This is a genomic window from Paenibacillus sp. NPDC056933 (assembly GCF_042674385.1).
GTDB lineage: Bacteria > Bacillota > Bacilli > Paenibacillales > Paenibacillaceae > Paenibacillus.
In genome coordinates, this window is record NZ_JBHUQN010000002.1 from 678,684 (window position 1) to 693,324 (window position 14,641).

Genomic DNA, 14,641 nt, shown 5'->3' on the forward strand with positions numbered 1-14,641 from the left:
AAAAGCACATTAAATGCATTACACCTCTACAGGCATTTTGAAACAAGGAGCGCGATCCGAAAGCGGAGCTTAATGATCTCGACTCATTAAATAATCAGCAATCTCCATCAGTCTTGACGGATCAGGTAACTCAGCTCTACCAAGTGCATCTTTCGCAGATTGTGTAAGAGACTTAACCTCGTCAAGTGAGGCTTCCATACCAATAAAGTAAGGATACGTCACCTTGTGCTGACTCACATCACTTTGCGTTTTTTTGCCCATTTTTTGCTCGTCACCCGTCAGGTCAAGAATATCATCCTGAATCTGGAAAGCCAGGCCCAGATCTCTACCGAATACGCGCAGCGCTTCCAATTGCCCTTCAGTCGCACCACCGATACGAGCTCCAGCGAGAAGGGAAAACACAATTAAATCCCCAGTTTTGTGCAGATGAATGTACTGCAGCTGTGCCAAATCTGTCATCCCCTGCTCGCCTTCCATGTCAGCCACTTGCCCACCGACCATGCCTCTTGCTCCAGCCAGTTCAGACAATTCCTCCACAATGGACAACAAGGCGTCTGTCGAAACACCGCAGCGGCGACCTGCCTGCACAATGCTATAGAAAGCATGCGTCAACAGAGCATCACCAGCCAGAATCGCCGTTGCTTCGCCGAATACTTTGTGATTCGTTAATTTTCCCCTGCGATAATCATCATTATCCATCGCTGGCAGGTCGTCGTGGATCAATGAATACGTATGAACCATCTCCACGGCGCAGGCTACCGGCAGTGCAGCTTTACGCTGTGCACCGAAGGCTTCCGCCGCAGCAACGACCAGGAGCGGACGAAGACGTTTGCCCCCGGCCATAAGAGAATACTGCATCGCGTCAACCAGTGACTGGGGGACATCCCAGTGAACAGGAAGAGTCTGCTGCAACTCTCCTGTCACCTCTGCCGTTATTTCCTGAAGATACACTTCAAACGAAGGACGATTACTCATTGATTTCACCGCTCTCATCGACGGCAGTGCCGAACGGTTTCTTGCGAAGTTCCCCATCCTCTTCTACGATCATTTCGATCTTGCGTTCCACTTGTTCCAGCTTCAGCCCACAAAGTTGTGATAATTTCATCCCGCGCTGAAACAAATCGATGGCCTGTTCCAATGGAACATCTCCATGCTCAAGCTGACCTACGATGTCTTCCAATGCCGCCATTGCCTCTTCAAAATTCAATTCCGGTTCATTCGCCATCGGTATTGTCGTCCTCCTTCATTCCCCAAACCTGACAGTCCAGCTGTCCGTCTGTTAATTTAATCTTTATGGAATCTCCAGGCTGTACATCCTCTATGGATTTGATCAAGCGTTGTTCCTGCTCGTCATAGACAAGGCTGTATCCCCTTGACATGACCTTAAGCGGGCTAAGCGCATCCAGATGCCTTACGGATGATTTCCACTGCTGCTGCTTGCCTCTCGTAATGGATCGGATCGCAACCTCCAGCTGACGCCGGGCTGATGCATTCTCCCGCCTTGCTGCATTCACCTGATCACGAGGATTAAACCGCTGCAGGGCAGCACGCAAACGCTCCTGTTTCTCGGTTGTCCATTTCACACGTGTATCTACAGTTCGCACAAGACGCTGTTTCAGCATATCCAATCGCTCCGTATGCTGCATTAAGGTCCTTCTGGGATGCACAAGGACAGGTGAGCGTTGTAATCTCGTCAGCCGCTCGCGATTATGAACAGCACGCTGACGTAAACTGTGTTGCAGCTGACGCTGGCGCTGAGCAATCTGATCAAGCAGTTCGGCACGGTTAGGCACGGCCAGCTCGGCAGCAGCCGTGGGCGTTGCCGCCCGAAGATCAGCAGCAAAATCGGCAATCGTAAAATCCGTTTCATGCCCCACGGCTGAAATGACTGGAATGGTCGAGGCAACAATCGCCCTTGCCACGATCTCCTCGTTGAAAGCCCACAATTCCTCCAGGGATCCCCCGCCTCTTCCGACAATCAACACATCGGCTTCACCCATACGATTCAGGTTGTTGATGGCTTTCACAATGGAAGGAGCCGACCCTTTACCCTGAACGAGTACAGGATATAGAATTACTCGGGCTGACGGATATCTGCGTTGCAATGTAATCATGATATCCCTTACGGCTGCTCCTGTAGGTGAAGTAACCACACCTATCGTCTGTGGAAAACGGGGAATCTGCCTTTTGCGCGATGCAGAGAACAGCCCCTCTTCATCCAGCTTTTTTTTCAGTTGTTCATATGCCAGATAAAGACTTCCAATACCATCCGGTTGCATGTGTGTGGCGTAGAATTGATATTGTCCGTCCCGCTCATACACCGAAACGTTACCACGAGCAATAACCCTTGCACCCTCCTTCGGTACAAAGGGCAATCGCTGATTATGGGACGCAAACATAATGGACTTAATCCGGCTGTCCTTGTCCTTCAATGTAAAATACATATGACCGCTGGAGTGATGTGTAAAATTGGAGATCTCTCCGCGCAGCCAGACGTCCGACAGGACCTGATCTGATTCCAGCTTCATTCGGATGTAGCGGTTCAGGTCTTTGATGGAGAAGATCTTTTGATCTGCCACAGACGGTAACCTAGGCCAATCCGTGAGCGCGTTTGGCTGCGATCAGTGTATTTTGCATCAACATCGTAATGGTCATAGGGCCAACGCCTCCAGGAACCGGCGTAATTGGGCCAGATACCGTCTTCACGCTCTCGAAATCCACGTCTCCTGCCAGCTTGCCGTTATCTAGACGGTTCATCCCTACATCGATGACAACTGCACCTGGTTTAACGAAATCAGCATCCACAAAGTTTGCACGGCCGATGGCAACGACAAGTATATCTGCCTGACGCGTGATTTCTTTCATGTTCGCTGTACGGGAATGGCACATCGTTACTGTTGCGTTTTCACGTTGAAGCAGCAGGGATACCGGTTTGCCTACAATGTTGCTGCGTCCAATGACTACTGCATGTTTGCCCGACATTTCGAGACCCGTACGCTTGATCAGTTCAATTACACCTGCAGGAGTACATGGGAGCAGACTGTCGTCACCAATGACGAGGTTACCCACATTGACCGGATGGAACCCATCCACGTCTTTGTCCACGGCGATTGCATCGATAACTGCTTTTTCCTCGATATGCTTCGGTAATGGAAGCTGAACCAAAATACCATTAATGGTTTCCTGTCTGTTCAGCTTGTCCACCAGAGCGAGCAGATCCTCCTGCGACGTGTTTGCATCCAAACGATGCACCTCGGAATAAAAACCAAGATCATGACATGCTTTTTCTTTATTACGCACATAAACTTGGGATGCCGGATCTTCCCCGACGAGCACCACAGCAAGACCAGGTACTACCCCCTGTTCGCTAAGCTGTTTTACTTCGGTCGTCATGCTTGCGCGGAGCTCTTGGGATACTTCTTTGCCGTTAATAATAGATGCTGTCATTGTACTCTCTCCCTTATGTGAATAAAAATAAAATAACTTTCGTAATTAAGACAATTTTGCTTTGATGGCGTCAACTTCCTGAATCATGCGTCCAAGTACGCCATTGACGAACTTGCCGGATTCATCTGTACCAAAATATTTGGACAATTCAATCGCTTCATTGACGGATACCTTTGCCGGGATGTCATCACGGAACACCATCTCATAGGTTGAAAGGCGTAAAATCTGACGGTCTACGCGTGATAGACGACTAATCTGCCAGCCTTTCAAATAATCGACGAGCAAGCCATCGATTGCTTCCTTATTGTTCCATGTACCCTGTACGATTTCGGTCACGTAGGTACGCATTACATCTGCATCGTGAATAACCACTTCGGTTTCATTGTCTTCAGCGGCTTCATTGATCAGCATATTCACAGCCTCAGCTGCGCCCACTTCATTCATTTCCATCTGATACAGACTTTGTACTGCAATTTCCCTTGCCAAACGTCTTTTCATGTCCTGCCTCCTGCAGCGCTCCTTCTGGAGCGTCATCATGCTTATTTTAAAATAGTAAAATCTTTGATGGAATCAGAGATCTTATTATATTGTTATCCCTTTTCACAAAAAAACCTGCACTACGTTTCCTCCAAAAAACGGGCAACCTAAATTACAGTTCTATTTTCGGAAGAAACATATTGCAGGGTTCAGATGGCTCACTTGAACGGACGCCAGCGGTCACCAAGCCATTGTCCCCATTCCCTCCAGGGAATGAACGAGCCCAGCTTCGAGTCGCTTCGTCTGCCTAACGTATAACCGATGAACACCAAGAGTGCAAAGAACAACATATCCCAAAAACCGATCCATACATAAAGAAACCCAAAAAAGATGCCGCCGATTATTCCGGTAATCCGGCCTTTGTGACTATCCCAAATCTCTCTCCACAACATCAGTGAAACTCACCTCATTCCACTCGACTCTTGTAGTTAGGTGACTGGGTAACATTGGCAATATATACGGTAACAAAAGAAACCGGGATACCCGTAATCTCCTGTACATGATCATGTATTGCCTTCTGCAGATCGGATGTCAGCGCAGGAATTGGCGACTCCCCATCCACTACCGCGCGAATCATAATCTCCAGTCCCGATTCGACTACACGAATACGTGCTTTGACATCACGCACTCCCCGGAAACGGGAAGTCGCTTTGAGACAGAGATTCTCAATCGTCTCCATTGAAATCTGTACATCCCCGTACTCGGTACGTTGGTCCACAGATGGCAACGAAGCACGATCTCGCCGAACCGAAATGTAGAAAAATCGCAAACTCAGGATAAACAAAATCGCTGCTGCAACAACCGCCGCAATAATGACGTTTTGTTCCTGCTGGTAATTCAATTCGTAAGGCAGCACACCACTGATAAGAAGTATAACTGCTGCCGATATTGCTCCAACGCTTATGCTGTATATAAACAACAGAAGCCGATCCAGTATTTTAGCCACGAACTGCACAGCCTCCCTTGCTCACTAACATTGCTTAACCTGCCCATACGCAAAAGGGTGATCCTCAAGTGCACGCTTCCACTGCCCCAAAGACCTGTCCAAGACGGGATAAACCCCGGCAGTGATGCCGGGGGAATCTGTCTTCTTTTATTTTACGCGCTGACTGTTCAGGTCGATTTCTTCCACTTTCTCGGTGCTCTTGAACTGAACGTCATGAATGTGCACATTAACTTCATTCACATTCAATCCTGTCATGTTCTCGATGGAGCGCTTCACGTTCTGTTGAATTTCGGTAGCCACCTGGGGCAGACGGTAACCATATTCAATAATAACAGAAACATCCACCGCAGCTTCACGTTGACCCACTTCAACCTTCACGCCTTTGGAAAGGTTTTTGCGACCAAGCAATTCAGCAAATCCACCAGCGAATCCGCCGCTCATGCCTGCAACACCTTTCACTTCGACTGTAGCCAGTCCAGCGATCACTTCAATAACTTCAGGTGCGATCTGGATTTCACCGATATCCGTTCGTTCAAATTCTGTCGGCAATGTACTCATAACTGTTCAACACACCTTTCGCGAAATAAGTTTGCGGCCATCCGTCAGGGCGCTGGCATTCAGATCGATTGACCTTCAGATACCCTTCCGGTCCGGCTTTACCGGAACCCCTGCAACCTTCATCCGCATACGTGACGGCTTATCCTCTGCAGGAGACATGCGCTCTTATTATTACATACTATATCATTTGGGCTACATTATGACAAACAAGCCCAATATGCCTTTTAAATCTCATTTTCCTCAAGAAATTTGATATCAAAGTCACCCCGAACAAACGTTGGATGATCCAGCAATTTCTGATGAAAAGGAATCGTTGTGGAGATGCCTTCAATCGCAAACTCAGCCAATGCACGCTTCATCTTTGCGATGGCCTCTTCCCGGTTTGCTCCCCATACGATTAATTTAGCGATCATGGAGTCGTAATAAGGAGAGATCGTGTAACCTGGATAAGCTGCACTATCTACACGTACACCCGGTCCTCCTGGTGCAAGGTAGAAACCAATTTTGCCTGGTGACGGCATAAAGTTACGGTCAGGATCTTCTGCGTTGATACGGCACTCGATGGACCATCCATTAATCACAACATCTTCCTGACGGAAAGAAAGTGGATTGCCTTCAGCTACCGAAATCATTTCACGGATCAAATCCACTCCTGTAACCATCTCTGTTACAGGGTGTTCAACCTGAATACGTGTATTCATTTCCATGAAATAGAATTCACCGTTAGGGCTGAGCAAGAACTCAAGTGTACCTGCTCCGGAGTAATCCACGGCAAGCGCCGCCCGTACTGCGGCTTCTCCCATCAATGTACGCACATCTTCAGAGATGATAGGACAAGGCGCTTCTTCCACCAGCTTTTGACGTCGACGCTGAACGGAACAATCACGCTCGCCCAGATGCACTGCATTTCCATGCTTGTCTGCAATGATCTGAATCTCCACGTGCTTCATGCCTGTCAGGAATTTCTCCAGATATACTCCGGCGTTGCCAAAAGCTTTCTGTGCTTCCTGCTGGGCAGCTGTTATTTGCTTGATCAGCGTCTCTTCATCTTCAGCAATACGAATCCCTTTACCTCCACCACCAGCGGTAGCTTTGATAATGACAGGATATCCAATATCTCTAGCAATCATAATGGCTTCATTCATATTTTCAACCAAACCGTCGGATCCCGGAATTACAGGTACACCTGCATCCTTCATCGTTTGTTTGGCAACAGCCTTGTCACCCATTTTGGTAATGGCTTCCGGAGATGGGCCGATGAACGTAATATTGCAGGAACCACAGATTTCTGCAAAATCAGCGTTCTCTGCCAGGAATCCGTAGCCTGGGTGGATTGCATCACATTCCGTCAGTGTAGCTACACTCATCAGGTTTGTGAAGTTTAGATAACTGTCTTTCGAAAGTGTAGGCCCGATACAATATGCTTCATCTGCAAGACGAACATGCAGGGAGTCTTTATCCGCTTCCGAATAGACTGCTACCGTCGAAATGCCGATTTCACGACAGGCACGAATAATACGTACCGCAATTTCGCCACGGTTCGCAATCAGTATTTTTTGAAATTTCATTTCGTTATTGTCCTCCTTCGAAGCTCATGCAGTTGCCGTAATGCGGCTGTAACCGTTATTCCGGTTTCACCAGGAACAGGGGTTGTCCATACTCAACCAGCTGTCCGTTCTCAACCAGCACTTCAACGATTTCTCCCTTGATGTCAGCATCAAGCTCGTTCATCAGCTTCATCGCCTCAATGATACATACCGTTGTTTTCTCAACAACTTTATCACCAGCGCTTACAAAAGGACCAGCTTCCGGCGAGGAAGCTCTGTAAAAAGTACCCACCATCGGAGATACAATTTTATGTAAATGACTTGTAGTATCGACTTGCGGAGCAGCCTCAGCTACAACTGCAGCCGGTTGCACCTGTGGTGCAGCAATCATTTGCGGTTGAATAGCAGCTGCCTGAACATACTCGGTTTTACCCGGTTTGCGAATCGACAACCGTGATCCTTCATTTTCAATTTCCAACTCTTGAACGGAACTTTCATCTACCAGTTTGATCAGCTCTTTGATCTCACTCAATTTAAACATTTCCATTATTCACTCCTTCGGCATCATGCCAGTCTCACTAGGACGGTCATATGGCTTTATGTATTATATCATAATCGTTAAAAATGGAAAGAGCCCGAGAACTGAACCAGCTCTCGGGGCTACTTTTCCATGAATCGGATTACTGTTCTGTTACGTATTGAACGCTGATTTTATTTTGCGTTACTGCCAGTTCTTTCATCACCAGATCCACAATGGAAACCGCCTGTTTCACATCCAGTTTGTCACTGAGAACAACAACTTTATACTTGTCGGCATCCTCTTGAACGATGGCATTGGCAAACTGCTGCGACAGGGTTTCTTCAATACCATTGATTTTCGCTTCTTTTTCTTCCAACGTACGAAGCTGCTCAGTTGCTTTGGCATTTTCTTCTGGCGTTTTACTCAGATCACCCGCAACGGTCATCAGTTCCTCATATTTGCGATTGTTGCTTTCTTCACGCTGCCACTGATAGTTCTGGAACTGGCTGCTCGCAGAGGCTGCTGTATTTTGCTCCTCCATTTCCTTAAGGACTTCTTCATCGGTTTTCGTCACGCTGCCGTCAGTTCCGCCACTTGCCTCAGGACTGGTTGCTGCGCCTTTGTCAGAACCTTTGTCAGAGCCCTTCTCACTGCCTTTCCCTGCTTCACCTTGTTTCTCTCCCGAATCTGCAGCAGGGGATTTCTCGGTTTCTCCGGCTTCTTTACCGTCTACAACCGCAGGATTATCAACCGATTCAGTTGCCGCCTGCTCTCCTTCAGTCCCTGTAACTTCACCGCCATTCACCACTTCATTCACAACCAGACCTTCTGTCGGATCAAGGATTCCAGTCGTTTCCTTCGCTTCTCCCTGCTTCATCCCATCCACCTGCGTGCTGTCAGCTACTGGCGTATTAACCGGACCCGAATCTTCAGTGAACAAGTAATAAGCGGACAAAATGACCATCAGACTCAGCATGGATACGAGCCATACCGTTTGACGTTTGTTATTCATTAGAACTTCCTCCTCGAATTGGCTTCATTCTTATGTGAATTAAATCTTGTACAAGAATTGAATCCTGAGTTTCAATATTCCGAATTAATCCTGCTTACGCGGAACAACCGAGATTCGGTAGGCCGCCACATTCAGTCCTTTTTCGACAGCATCTGTAATCAGGTCCTTCACAACCTTGTTCTCTGCGCCTCTGGCGACGACAAGCACTCCCCGGATTTGCGGTTTGAGCTTCTTGGTGACAATGGGGGTCTGATCCCCTGATATTTCATACGTAATAATTTCGCCATCACGGGTATATTGCGTCATATGCCGCTTCCCCCCGTTAGCATCTGTTTCTTCGGTGAGCTGCTGCGAATCCTTCACATTACGCTGCACAACAAGCTCCTCTGTAGAATCGACAGTAACCATGACATCAACGGTTCCCACGCCGACGATATTTTCCAGTACGCCCTTGATTTTGTCTTCAAACGCGATCTCTATCGCCTGAAAAGGATTCTGATCCGTTGCATCCGTCTGGATGGATGCCATGGATGTAGTCGGATCAGGAGGTTCGCGACCGATATTTTCGGAATCAATCTTTTTGACATTGACGAAGGAATTAAACAGCATGATCCCTACTCCGATCAAGCCGAGAATAATAAGCCAGCGAAAGGTTTGACTTCGCCGTTGTCCACCTTCTCCGCCGCCGAGCCAGCTTTCCATCTTTTTGAGCCATTGCCTCATCGGACACCCTCCTTTTCACAGCGCCGAAGCGCTTTTCTTTTCCCTCACCTGTACTTTGCTCGCATCAACATCCCACTTCTCAGTCAATAGCGTAATAATTTGTACTGCTCGCTCTGATCGGGAGGACGTTTGTTCTTGCTGAGGGTTTGTCTCTGACTGATCACCCAAAACAGGTGTGGAGTGAGCTTCCTGTCGATTTGGAGAGCCTTCAAGATTTCCGTTGTCCACGCTGCTGTCATGATTGCTGCCATTATCCACCTTAATCTGTACATCAGGCACTTCAATCTGACCGATCTGGATTGGCTCTTGTGCTGTATTCGATTTAGCAGGTTCGGATTCGGATTCAGCGCCGAATAATGGATCGGTGCTTGCCGCTTCCTCCAATGAACCTGTGTTGGAGCCGGCTTTACCGGCTGCTGTCTCACCTGCCATCTCCACCAAAACATACTGGATTGCGGGCAATTCCACGGAGGATGCCAGATCCTTCTCCGGTTTGGTTGTATCCATGGCAAGCTTCACCTCGACGGACTGTACTCGCTCCCCGGTTGTTTCTTCAATTTGCCCCTTCATCACGTTAGCCAGTTCTCTGGCTGTCCATTGCAAGGATTGTTCCTGTTCGTTCGACTGCAGCTTCCTGCCCTGAGCCAGGATCTGTTCCAGTGTTGCACTTCCATCCGATGGTGAGTCCATGGCTGTCATCGCTCGCTTCAGCTCGGCAACGGGGTCACTTCGTAGGAGCTTTGTTATAGGGGATAAAAGGGTTAGCAGGATAAGAAGGCTCAGCACAAGCTTGACATAGCGTTCCATGGATCGGTTGGGCAATAGCATATCCACAAAGGTCGCCAGCAGAACGATCATGATCAATTCCCGGAGCCAGCTGCTCAGCCACCCCATCCTTCCAGCCCCTTTCTCTCTAACAATCCCCTCATCGCATCATGACCGTCAGATTACCGGCAGTTAGCAGGATCGTGATGGCCAGAAAAAACATCAGTCCCACAGCTGCCAGTGCTGCAAATACGTAAAGCATGCTTTTGCCAATCGCCTGCAGGCAACCTACAATTGGCGTTTCACCCAAAGGCTGCATTATAGCGCCTGTAATGTTGTATATGAGGGCAAGGGTCAGGATTTTAAGCGCTGGAAAAGCGCATAGAAACAAGATAATGATGACACCGGTTAGCCCGATTGCATTTTTGACCAACAGTGAAGCCGTGATGACTGTATCAGTTGCATCCGCAAACGTTCTGCCCACGATGGGGACAAAGTTCCCCGCGATGTACTTCGCCGCCTTCAGACTGACTCCATCTGCTACGGAGCCTGACGCACCCTGCACCGAAATTACGCCCAGGAACATCGTTAGTAATATACCGAGCAGAGCCACACTAATGTTGCGTAACAAGTCTGCTAGCTGAGTCAGCTTGTACTTGTCAGACAAGGAACTGACGAGATGCAATACAGCCGAGAAAAACAACAGTGGGAACACCAGAATGTGAATCAACGTACCCACCAGATGAATCATGAAAATGATGAGCGGATGAGTGACTGATACGGTGATAACATTTCCCATTGATGCCAGCAGCGTAAAGAGCAGGGGCACCATGGCCATCATAAAGTTAATCATGCCGGCAATCGCATCCTTGGCGTATCCAATCGCCACACTGAAACTGTTTATGGCGATGATAATAATGACCATGTAACAGATGGAATAGGCGATTTTGCTAATATTGTTTTTCTCAAAAGCGGTCTGGAGCGTCTCCAGAATCATACTCAGCACGCTCAACATCACAATCGTGACCAGAAGCTTGCCGTTATATAAAATCTCATGCAGCATGAAGGTTCCGATGGCTATGAACACTGACTTCAGACTGAATCCTTCATTGCCGGGAATTAACATATCCATAAAGGAAGGCGTCTTTCCTTCCGGGAAAAATCCTCCATATTGCTGCATAAGTTGATCCCAATATTTTTCCACCTGATCTTTGGGAAGCTGATCGGCCTGCTGCTGCATCCATTCATCAGAAGGGGAGCCGGCAGCGACCTGTCCCATGATCGCAAATAGAAAGCACAGCATCAGCACAAAGGTAAGGCGCCACTGCGGCTTGTTATGCATTATTTTCATATGAAGTCCGCACGCCTCCTCCTTCTACACCGGCATTAGCTTCATGACGGTTTCGATTATAATGCTGATGATCGGTATGGCGAGGACAAGAATCAGCACCTTGCCAGCGAGCTCAATCTTGGAAGCAATGCTCTCCTGCCCTGCGTCCCTGACAATCTGTGCACCAAATTCAGCAATGTAGGCTATGCCTATGATTTTCAGCACGGTTTTCAGATAAATGCTCTCCATGCCCGAATTTTCAGCAAGCCGTTTCAGTACGTCGATTACTGCGCCGATCTTGCCAATCAGCATCATAAAGATCACGATGCCGGTAGCAGCAGCAATCAAAAAAGCGAACATGGGCTTCTGTTCCTTGATAACTAGAATGAGAACCGTTGCGATGAGCGCCAGACCTACAACTTGGATTATTTCCACAGGTCACCACCATCCCGGCTTCATGACCGTTTTCATTGAAAAAGAAATATCGATTTGATCTCTTGCAGCAGGCTGTCCAACATACGGACCACCATGAACAATACAACGACAAATCCGATCACGGTCACCCAGTGAGCCATATCTTCCTTTCCCATTTGTTTCAGCACCGTATGAATCATTGCTATAATGATTCCGATGCCCGCAATTTGAAAGATTGCGTTCACTTCTAAATTCATGACCTTGGCACCTCACTATCCCGGCTATTTCAGAAGATCAGAATGACGATTAACGCTCCTACAAGCATCCCGAGACTGCGACTCATTCGTTCATATTTCACTTGATCGGCCTGAGCACGGGATTCCTCATGCATTAGTTGTTGAATGGCTAGCGAGATGTGCTTGGTCTGATCCTGACGATCGCTGGTGCCAAGGCTGAAACTTAATTGCAGCATGACCTCCCGCTCGTCTGCCTTCATGGCTGATTTTCCCCACGCCTCTTCAATGCCAGACTGAAGACTTTCACGAGCGGTGTGCCCATGAGGGGGTTCCATTTGCTTGGCTGCGTGGAGAAATAACGTCCGAACAGGCTCTTTCGTCTGAGCCCCCATTTTTCCCATGGCATCAGGCAAAGGAGTCAGCCCATAGTTGATTTCGGTCATCAGCCGCTGGAGAGCGGCAATTAACTCACGCAATTGTCTGGGCCGCAAGGCAAATTGCCTTGCCTTGTAGAATCCGGCGAGCGTGCTGGCCAGCAGAATGATGACAGCTCCGAGCATGTTAAGCAAATGCCTCACCTCCCACTTCCGTCTGCTGGAGGCCGCGCATTTTGCCATCAGCCAGTCGAAAGGTCATGCCCCGGCTCGTCCGCTGCAGTTGTACGTAGCGTTGAAACATCTGCTCGACAATCAGGGTCCTCAACGCAGGTCTGGAAGAAAGCTCGGCCAAATCACGACCGTGTGCCGTGGCGATGACGGATACACCTGCATGGAGTGCTTCCATTACCGCCTCAGCATCCTCTGGACGGCCGATCTCGTCCACAATCAGGACATCGGGAGACATGGAGCGTAACATCATCATCATGCCCTCAGCCTTCGGACAGCCGTCCATGACATCGGTACGGGGTCCCACATCGAATCCCGGTACTCCCTTGTAACTTCCGGCGATTTCCGACCTCTCATCTACGATGCCAACCTTAAGCCGCGGACGTATACCCTGAACAAGCTCGCTGACACCCATAAGTTTGGTTCCACTGCTGATCTGCCGCGCCAGATCCCGCAGTAATGTGGTCTTGCCTTGCTGGGGAGGCGAAAGAATTAAGGTGTGCAGTACCTGACCACTCTTCATGTCCAGCAGATAGGGCAGGATCCGATCAGCGATTCCATGTATCTCCCGCGCAACCCTGATATTGAATCCATTGATATCGCGCAAGTATTCCACCCGACCACCGCTGAGCACCGTCCGGCCAGCTAACCCAATTCGATGACCGCCAGGAATGGTGATGAACCCTTTGCGCAGCTCTTCTTCCAATGTATAAAGCGAATGATTGCTGATCAGATCCAGCAGCCTGTGAGTTACCTCTTTTAAGGGGATGTAGGCTTCATCAGGCTTCGCTGTCGGACTGCCCTGAGGGGTAAGGAAGTGATAGGTGTCTCCTGCATTGATTTCCAGTGGCCTTCCTTCACGGATACGTACTTCCTCCACTTTTTCCAATAAAGCGGGCGGCATTCTTCCCAGAATGGTTCGAATCGGTTCCGGAAAGATATCCTTCCAGTTCACCATCATGAATAGGCCCCTCCAACCTTGAATTCGGTTTTATCGCGTTTCTGGTGCTTGTTCATATTCAAGTTTATGTGTGTACATTGATTTTATGACGCTGAAATCTATCATTTTCTTCAGAATAGGGATGAGAGTTAAAAAATCATAGATCAGCTCCTTGTTCTCGGTCTAGGCACCCGTCTAGATACAATTGCATATAGTGCTTGCAAACAGGTGTTATCCATTTGTGGATAAAGAAAGAAAGAGAACAACCTATCCCCAAATGCAGAAAGGAGTTGTGGGGAGTGCGAGTCGATGTGGTAGGCAATGTGAATGAAGTGCGAAAAATGGATATTGCAGGCCGATGTGTGGTGGTGATTGATGTGTTGCGAACGACCAGTACGATTGTGACGGCACTGGCTTACGATGCAGCAGATGTAATCGCTGTAGAGACTGTTCCTCAAGCGAAACAATTGAACGTGAAGGATGCTATTCGTGGCGGGGAGCGTTTTGATAAAAAAATTACAGGATTCGAGGTGGGCAATTCCCCCTATGAATATATGACTCCAAGTATCGCGGGTAAGACCATTATTCTAACTACAACAGATGGTACACGTGCCCTGATCAAAGCATCCAAGGCCAGATATGTATTCGCAGGCTCGTTTCTCAATGTTAAGGCTGTGGCGGCAGTTCTGTGCGAGCTTCGCAGGGATATCTTATTGTTATGTGCCGGAGATCAGGGGGAGTTCGCGCTGGAAGATGGTTTATGTGCAGGCAGCATTATCGAAGAGCTGTACCAACAATCCCCTTTTCCCATCATGCTGAGTGACCTGGGCTTGGCGCTCCATCAGGCTGCAACTCATGCCGAGGATAAATTGCCCGATTTGGTTAGAGTATCGGCTGGTGGGCGAAGGTTGGAGAAACTGGGCAGGGTGCATGATGTAACCTACTGCACACAATTGGATTTGCTGGACTGCGTTCCCGAGATGGGGGAAGGGCACCGAATGCAACCTTTTAAAGGATCACGTAAAGAGCGGGTATTTCGATTGTTGTAATACAAACAACTC

General features: G+C 48.5%; 19 protein-coding genes. 1 reads left to right on the forward strand and 18 read right to left on the reverse strand.

The features are described from left to right. Positions 1-69 precede the first annotated feature (69 nt). The 18 genes from ACFTRD_RS18030 to spoIIIAA all read right to left on the reverse strand — a co-directional run bounded on the left by ACFTRD_RS18030 (position 70) and on the right by spoIIIAA (position 13,601). Positions 70-975 carry a polyprenyl synthetase family protein gene (locus tag ACFTRD_RS18030; protein WP_379382395.1) on the reverse strand — a complete coding sequence of 302 codons (906 nt, stop codon included), beginning with the start codon at positions 973-975 and terminating at the stop codon, positions 70-72. Continuing rightward, on the reverse strand, positions 968-1,225 hold the full coding sequence (xseB, locus tag ACFTRD_RS18035) for an exodeoxyribonuclease VII small subunit (RefSeq protein ID WP_062324368.1): 258 nt from the start codon (positions 1,223-1,225) through the stop codon (positions 968-970). Before xseB ends, ACFTRD_RS18030 begins: the two co-directional genes overlap by 8 nt. Continuing rightward, a complete protein-coding gene (xseA, locus tag ACFTRD_RS18040) occupies positions 1,215-2,579 on the reverse strand; it encodes an exodeoxyribonuclease VII large subunit (protein WP_379382397.1) in 1,365 nt (454 codons plus the stop codon). The genes xseB and xseA overlap by 11 nt, the downstream gene beginning before the upstream one ends. A gap of 10 nt (positions 2,580-2,589) precedes the next feature. Further along, positions 2,590-3,447 carry a bifunctional methylenetetrahydrofolate dehydrogenase/methenyltetrahydrofolate cyclohydrolase FolD gene (gene folD, locus ACFTRD_RS18045; protein ID WP_379382399.1) on the reverse strand — a complete coding sequence of 286 codons (858 nt, stop codon included), beginning with the start codon at positions 3,445-3,447 and terminating at the stop codon, positions 2,590-2,592. A 45-nt stretch (positions 3,448-3,492) separates the two neighbouring features. Beyond that, on the reverse strand, positions 3,493-3,945 hold the full coding sequence (gene nusB, locus ACFTRD_RS18050) for a transcription antitermination factor NusB (protein WP_192268527.1): 453 nt from the start codon (positions 3,943-3,945) through the stop codon (positions 3,493-3,495). 197 nt (positions 3,946-4,142) lie between these two features. Continuing rightward, the gene (locus tag ACFTRD_RS18055) at positions 4,143-4,376 is read right to left on the reverse strand and encodes a DUF2273 domain-containing protein (protein WP_192268529.1); all 234 of its coding nucleotides are present in this window, start codon (positions 4,374-4,376) and stop codon (positions 4,143-4,145) included. A gap of 14 nt (positions 4,377-4,390) precedes the next feature. Beyond that, complete coding sequence (gene amaP / locus ACFTRD_RS18060) at positions 4,391-4,930, reverse strand: alkaline shock response membrane anchor protein AmaP (protein WP_192268531.1); 540 nt, start codon at positions 4,928-4,930, stop codon at positions 4,391-4,393. A gap of 147 nt (positions 4,931-5,077) precedes the next feature. Further along, positions 5,078-5,488 carry an Asp23/Gls24 family envelope stress response protein gene (locus ACFTRD_RS18065; protein ID WP_024630996.1) on the reverse strand — a complete coding sequence of 137 codons (411 nt, stop codon included), beginning with the start codon at positions 5,486-5,488 and terminating at the stop codon, positions 5,078-5,080. 224 nt (positions 5,489-5,712) lie between these two features. Continuing rightward, positions 5,713-7,056, reverse strand: coding sequence for an acetyl-CoA carboxylase biotin carboxylase subunit (gene accC, locus ACFTRD_RS18070; protein ID WP_099858204.1), 1,344 nt, complete (start codon positions 7,054-7,056; stop codon positions 5,713-5,715). A 55-nt stretch (positions 7,057-7,111) separates the two neighbouring features. Further along, positions 7,112-7,576 carry an acetyl-CoA carboxylase biotin carboxyl carrier protein gene (gene accB / locus ACFTRD_RS18075; RefSeq protein WP_063565765.1) on the reverse strand — a complete coding sequence of 155 codons (465 nt, stop codon included), beginning with the start codon at positions 7,574-7,576 and terminating at the stop codon, positions 7,112-7,114. A gap of 139 nt (positions 7,577-7,715) precedes the next feature. Continuing rightward, positions 7,716-8,567, reverse strand: a complete 852-nt coding sequence (locus ACFTRD_RS18080) for a SpoIIIAH-like family protein (RefSeq protein ID WP_379382402.1) — start codon at positions 8,565-8,567, stop codon at positions 7,716-7,718. An 84-nt stretch (positions 8,568-8,651) separates the two neighbouring features. Continuing rightward, positions 8,652-9,290, reverse strand: a complete 639-nt coding sequence (gene spoIIIAG / locus ACFTRD_RS18085) for a stage III sporulation protein AG (protein ID WP_379382404.1) — start codon at positions 9,288-9,290, stop codon at positions 8,652-8,654. A 15-nt stretch (positions 9,291-9,305) separates the two neighbouring features. Continuing rightward, positions 9,306-10,184, reverse strand: a complete 879-nt coding sequence (spoIIIAF, locus tag ACFTRD_RS18090) for a stage III sporulation protein AF (protein WP_379382406.1) — start codon at positions 10,182-10,184, stop codon at positions 9,306-9,308. A 31-nt stretch (positions 10,185-10,215) separates the two neighbouring features. Then, positions 10,216-11,358 (reverse strand): stage III sporulation protein AE, encoded by a 1,143-nt coding sequence (spoIIIAE, locus tag ACFTRD_RS18095; RefSeq protein WP_379383111.1) that lies wholly within the window; start codon positions 11,356-11,358, stop codon positions 10,216-10,218. Between the two features lie 72 nt (positions 11,359-11,430). Continuing rightward, entirely contained in the window at positions 11,431-11,820 is a 390-nt protein-coding gene (gene spoIIIAD, locus ACFTRD_RS18100) for a stage III sporulation protein AD (protein WP_192268544.1), read from the reverse strand. A 32-nt stretch (positions 11,821-11,852) separates the two neighbouring features. Continuing rightward, positions 11,853-12,056, reverse strand: coding sequence for a stage III sporulation protein AC (gene spoIIIAC / locus ACFTRD_RS18105; RefSeq protein ID WP_017687585.1), 204 nt, complete (start codon positions 12,054-12,056; stop codon positions 11,853-11,855). A gap of 29 nt (positions 12,057-12,085) precedes the next feature. Further along, the gene (spoIIIAB, locus tag ACFTRD_RS18110) at positions 12,086-12,604 is read right to left on the reverse strand and encodes a stage III sporulation protein SpoIIIAB (protein WP_192268545.1); all 519 of its coding nucleotides are present in this window, start codon (positions 12,602-12,604) and stop codon (positions 12,086-12,088) included. Then, positions 12,597-13,601, reverse strand: a complete 1,005-nt coding sequence (gene spoIIIAA / locus ACFTRD_RS18115; RefSeq protein ID WP_379382410.1) for a stage III sporulation protein AA — start codon at positions 13,599-13,601, stop codon at positions 12,597-12,599. Before spoIIIAA ends, spoIIIAB begins: the two co-directional genes overlap by 8 nt. A 278-nt stretch (positions 13,602-13,879) precedes the next feature. On the opposite strand from spoIIIAA, the gene ACFTRD_RS18120 reads away from it, so the two are divergent. Next, a complete protein-coding gene (locus ACFTRD_RS18120) occupies positions 13,880-14,629 on the forward strand; it encodes a 2-phosphosulfolactate phosphatase (protein WP_379382412.1) in 750 nt (249 codons plus the stop codon). The last annotated feature ends 12 nt before the right edge of the window (positions 14,630-14,641 follow it).

Excerpts from the sequence above, each read along its gene's own strand:
- spoIIIAF (WP_379382406.1), bottom strand. The coding sequence starts at position 10,184 with ATGGGGTGGCTGAGCAGCTGGCTCCGGGAATTGATCATGATCGTTCTG.
- accC (WP_099858204.1), bottom strand. The coding sequence starts at position 7,056 with ATGAAATTTCAAAAAATACTGATTGCGAACCGTGGCGAAATTGCGGTA.
- spoIIIAA (WP_379382410.1), bottom strand. The coding sequence starts at position 13,601 with ATGATGGTGAACTGGAAGGATATCTTTCCGGAACCGATTCGAACCATT.
- ACFTRD_RS18080 (WP_379382402.1), bottom strand. The coding sequence starts at position 8,567 with ATGAATAACAAACGTCAAACGGTATGGCTCGTATCCATGCTGAGTCTG.
- xseB (WP_062324368.1), bottom strand. The coding sequence starts at position 1,225 with ATGGCGAATGAACCGGAATTGAATTTTGAAGAGGCAATGGCGGCATTG.
- spoIIIAE (WP_379383111.1), bottom strand. The coding sequence starts at position 11,358 with ATGCTGTGCTTTCTATTTGCGATCATGGGACAGGTCGCTGCCGGCTCC.
- nusB (WP_192268527.1), bottom strand. The coding sequence starts at position 3,945 with ATGAAAAGACGTTTGGCAAGGGAAATTGCAGTACAAAGTCTGTATCAG.
- spoIIIAC (WP_017687585.1), bottom strand. The coding sequence starts at position 12,056 with ATGAATTTAGAAGTGAACGCAATCTTTCAAATTGCGGGCATCGGAATC.
- spoIIIAG (WP_379382404.1), bottom strand. The coding sequence starts at position 9,290 with ATGAGGCAATGGCTCAAAAAGATGGAAAGCTGGCTCGGCGGCGGAGAA.
- folD (WP_379382399.1), bottom strand. The coding sequence starts at position 3,447 with ATGACAGCATCTATTATTAACGGCAAAGAAGTATCCCAAGAGCTCCGC.
- ACFTRD_RS18065 (WP_024630996.1), bottom strand. The coding sequence starts at position 5,488 with ATGAGTACATTGCCGACAGAATTTGAACGAACGGATATCGGTGAAATC.
- accB (WP_063565765.1), bottom strand. The coding sequence starts at position 7,576 with ATGTTTAAATTGAGTGAGATCAAAGAGCTGATCAAACTGGTAGATGAA.
- ACFTRD_RS18055 (WP_192268529.1), bottom strand. The coding sequence starts at position 4,376 with ATGTTGTGGAGAGAGATTTGGGATAGTCACAAAGGCCGGATTACCGGA.
- ACFTRD_RS18030 (WP_379382395.1), bottom strand. The coding sequence starts at position 975 with ATGAGTAATCGTCCTTCGTTTGAAGTGTATCTTCAGGAAATAACGGCA.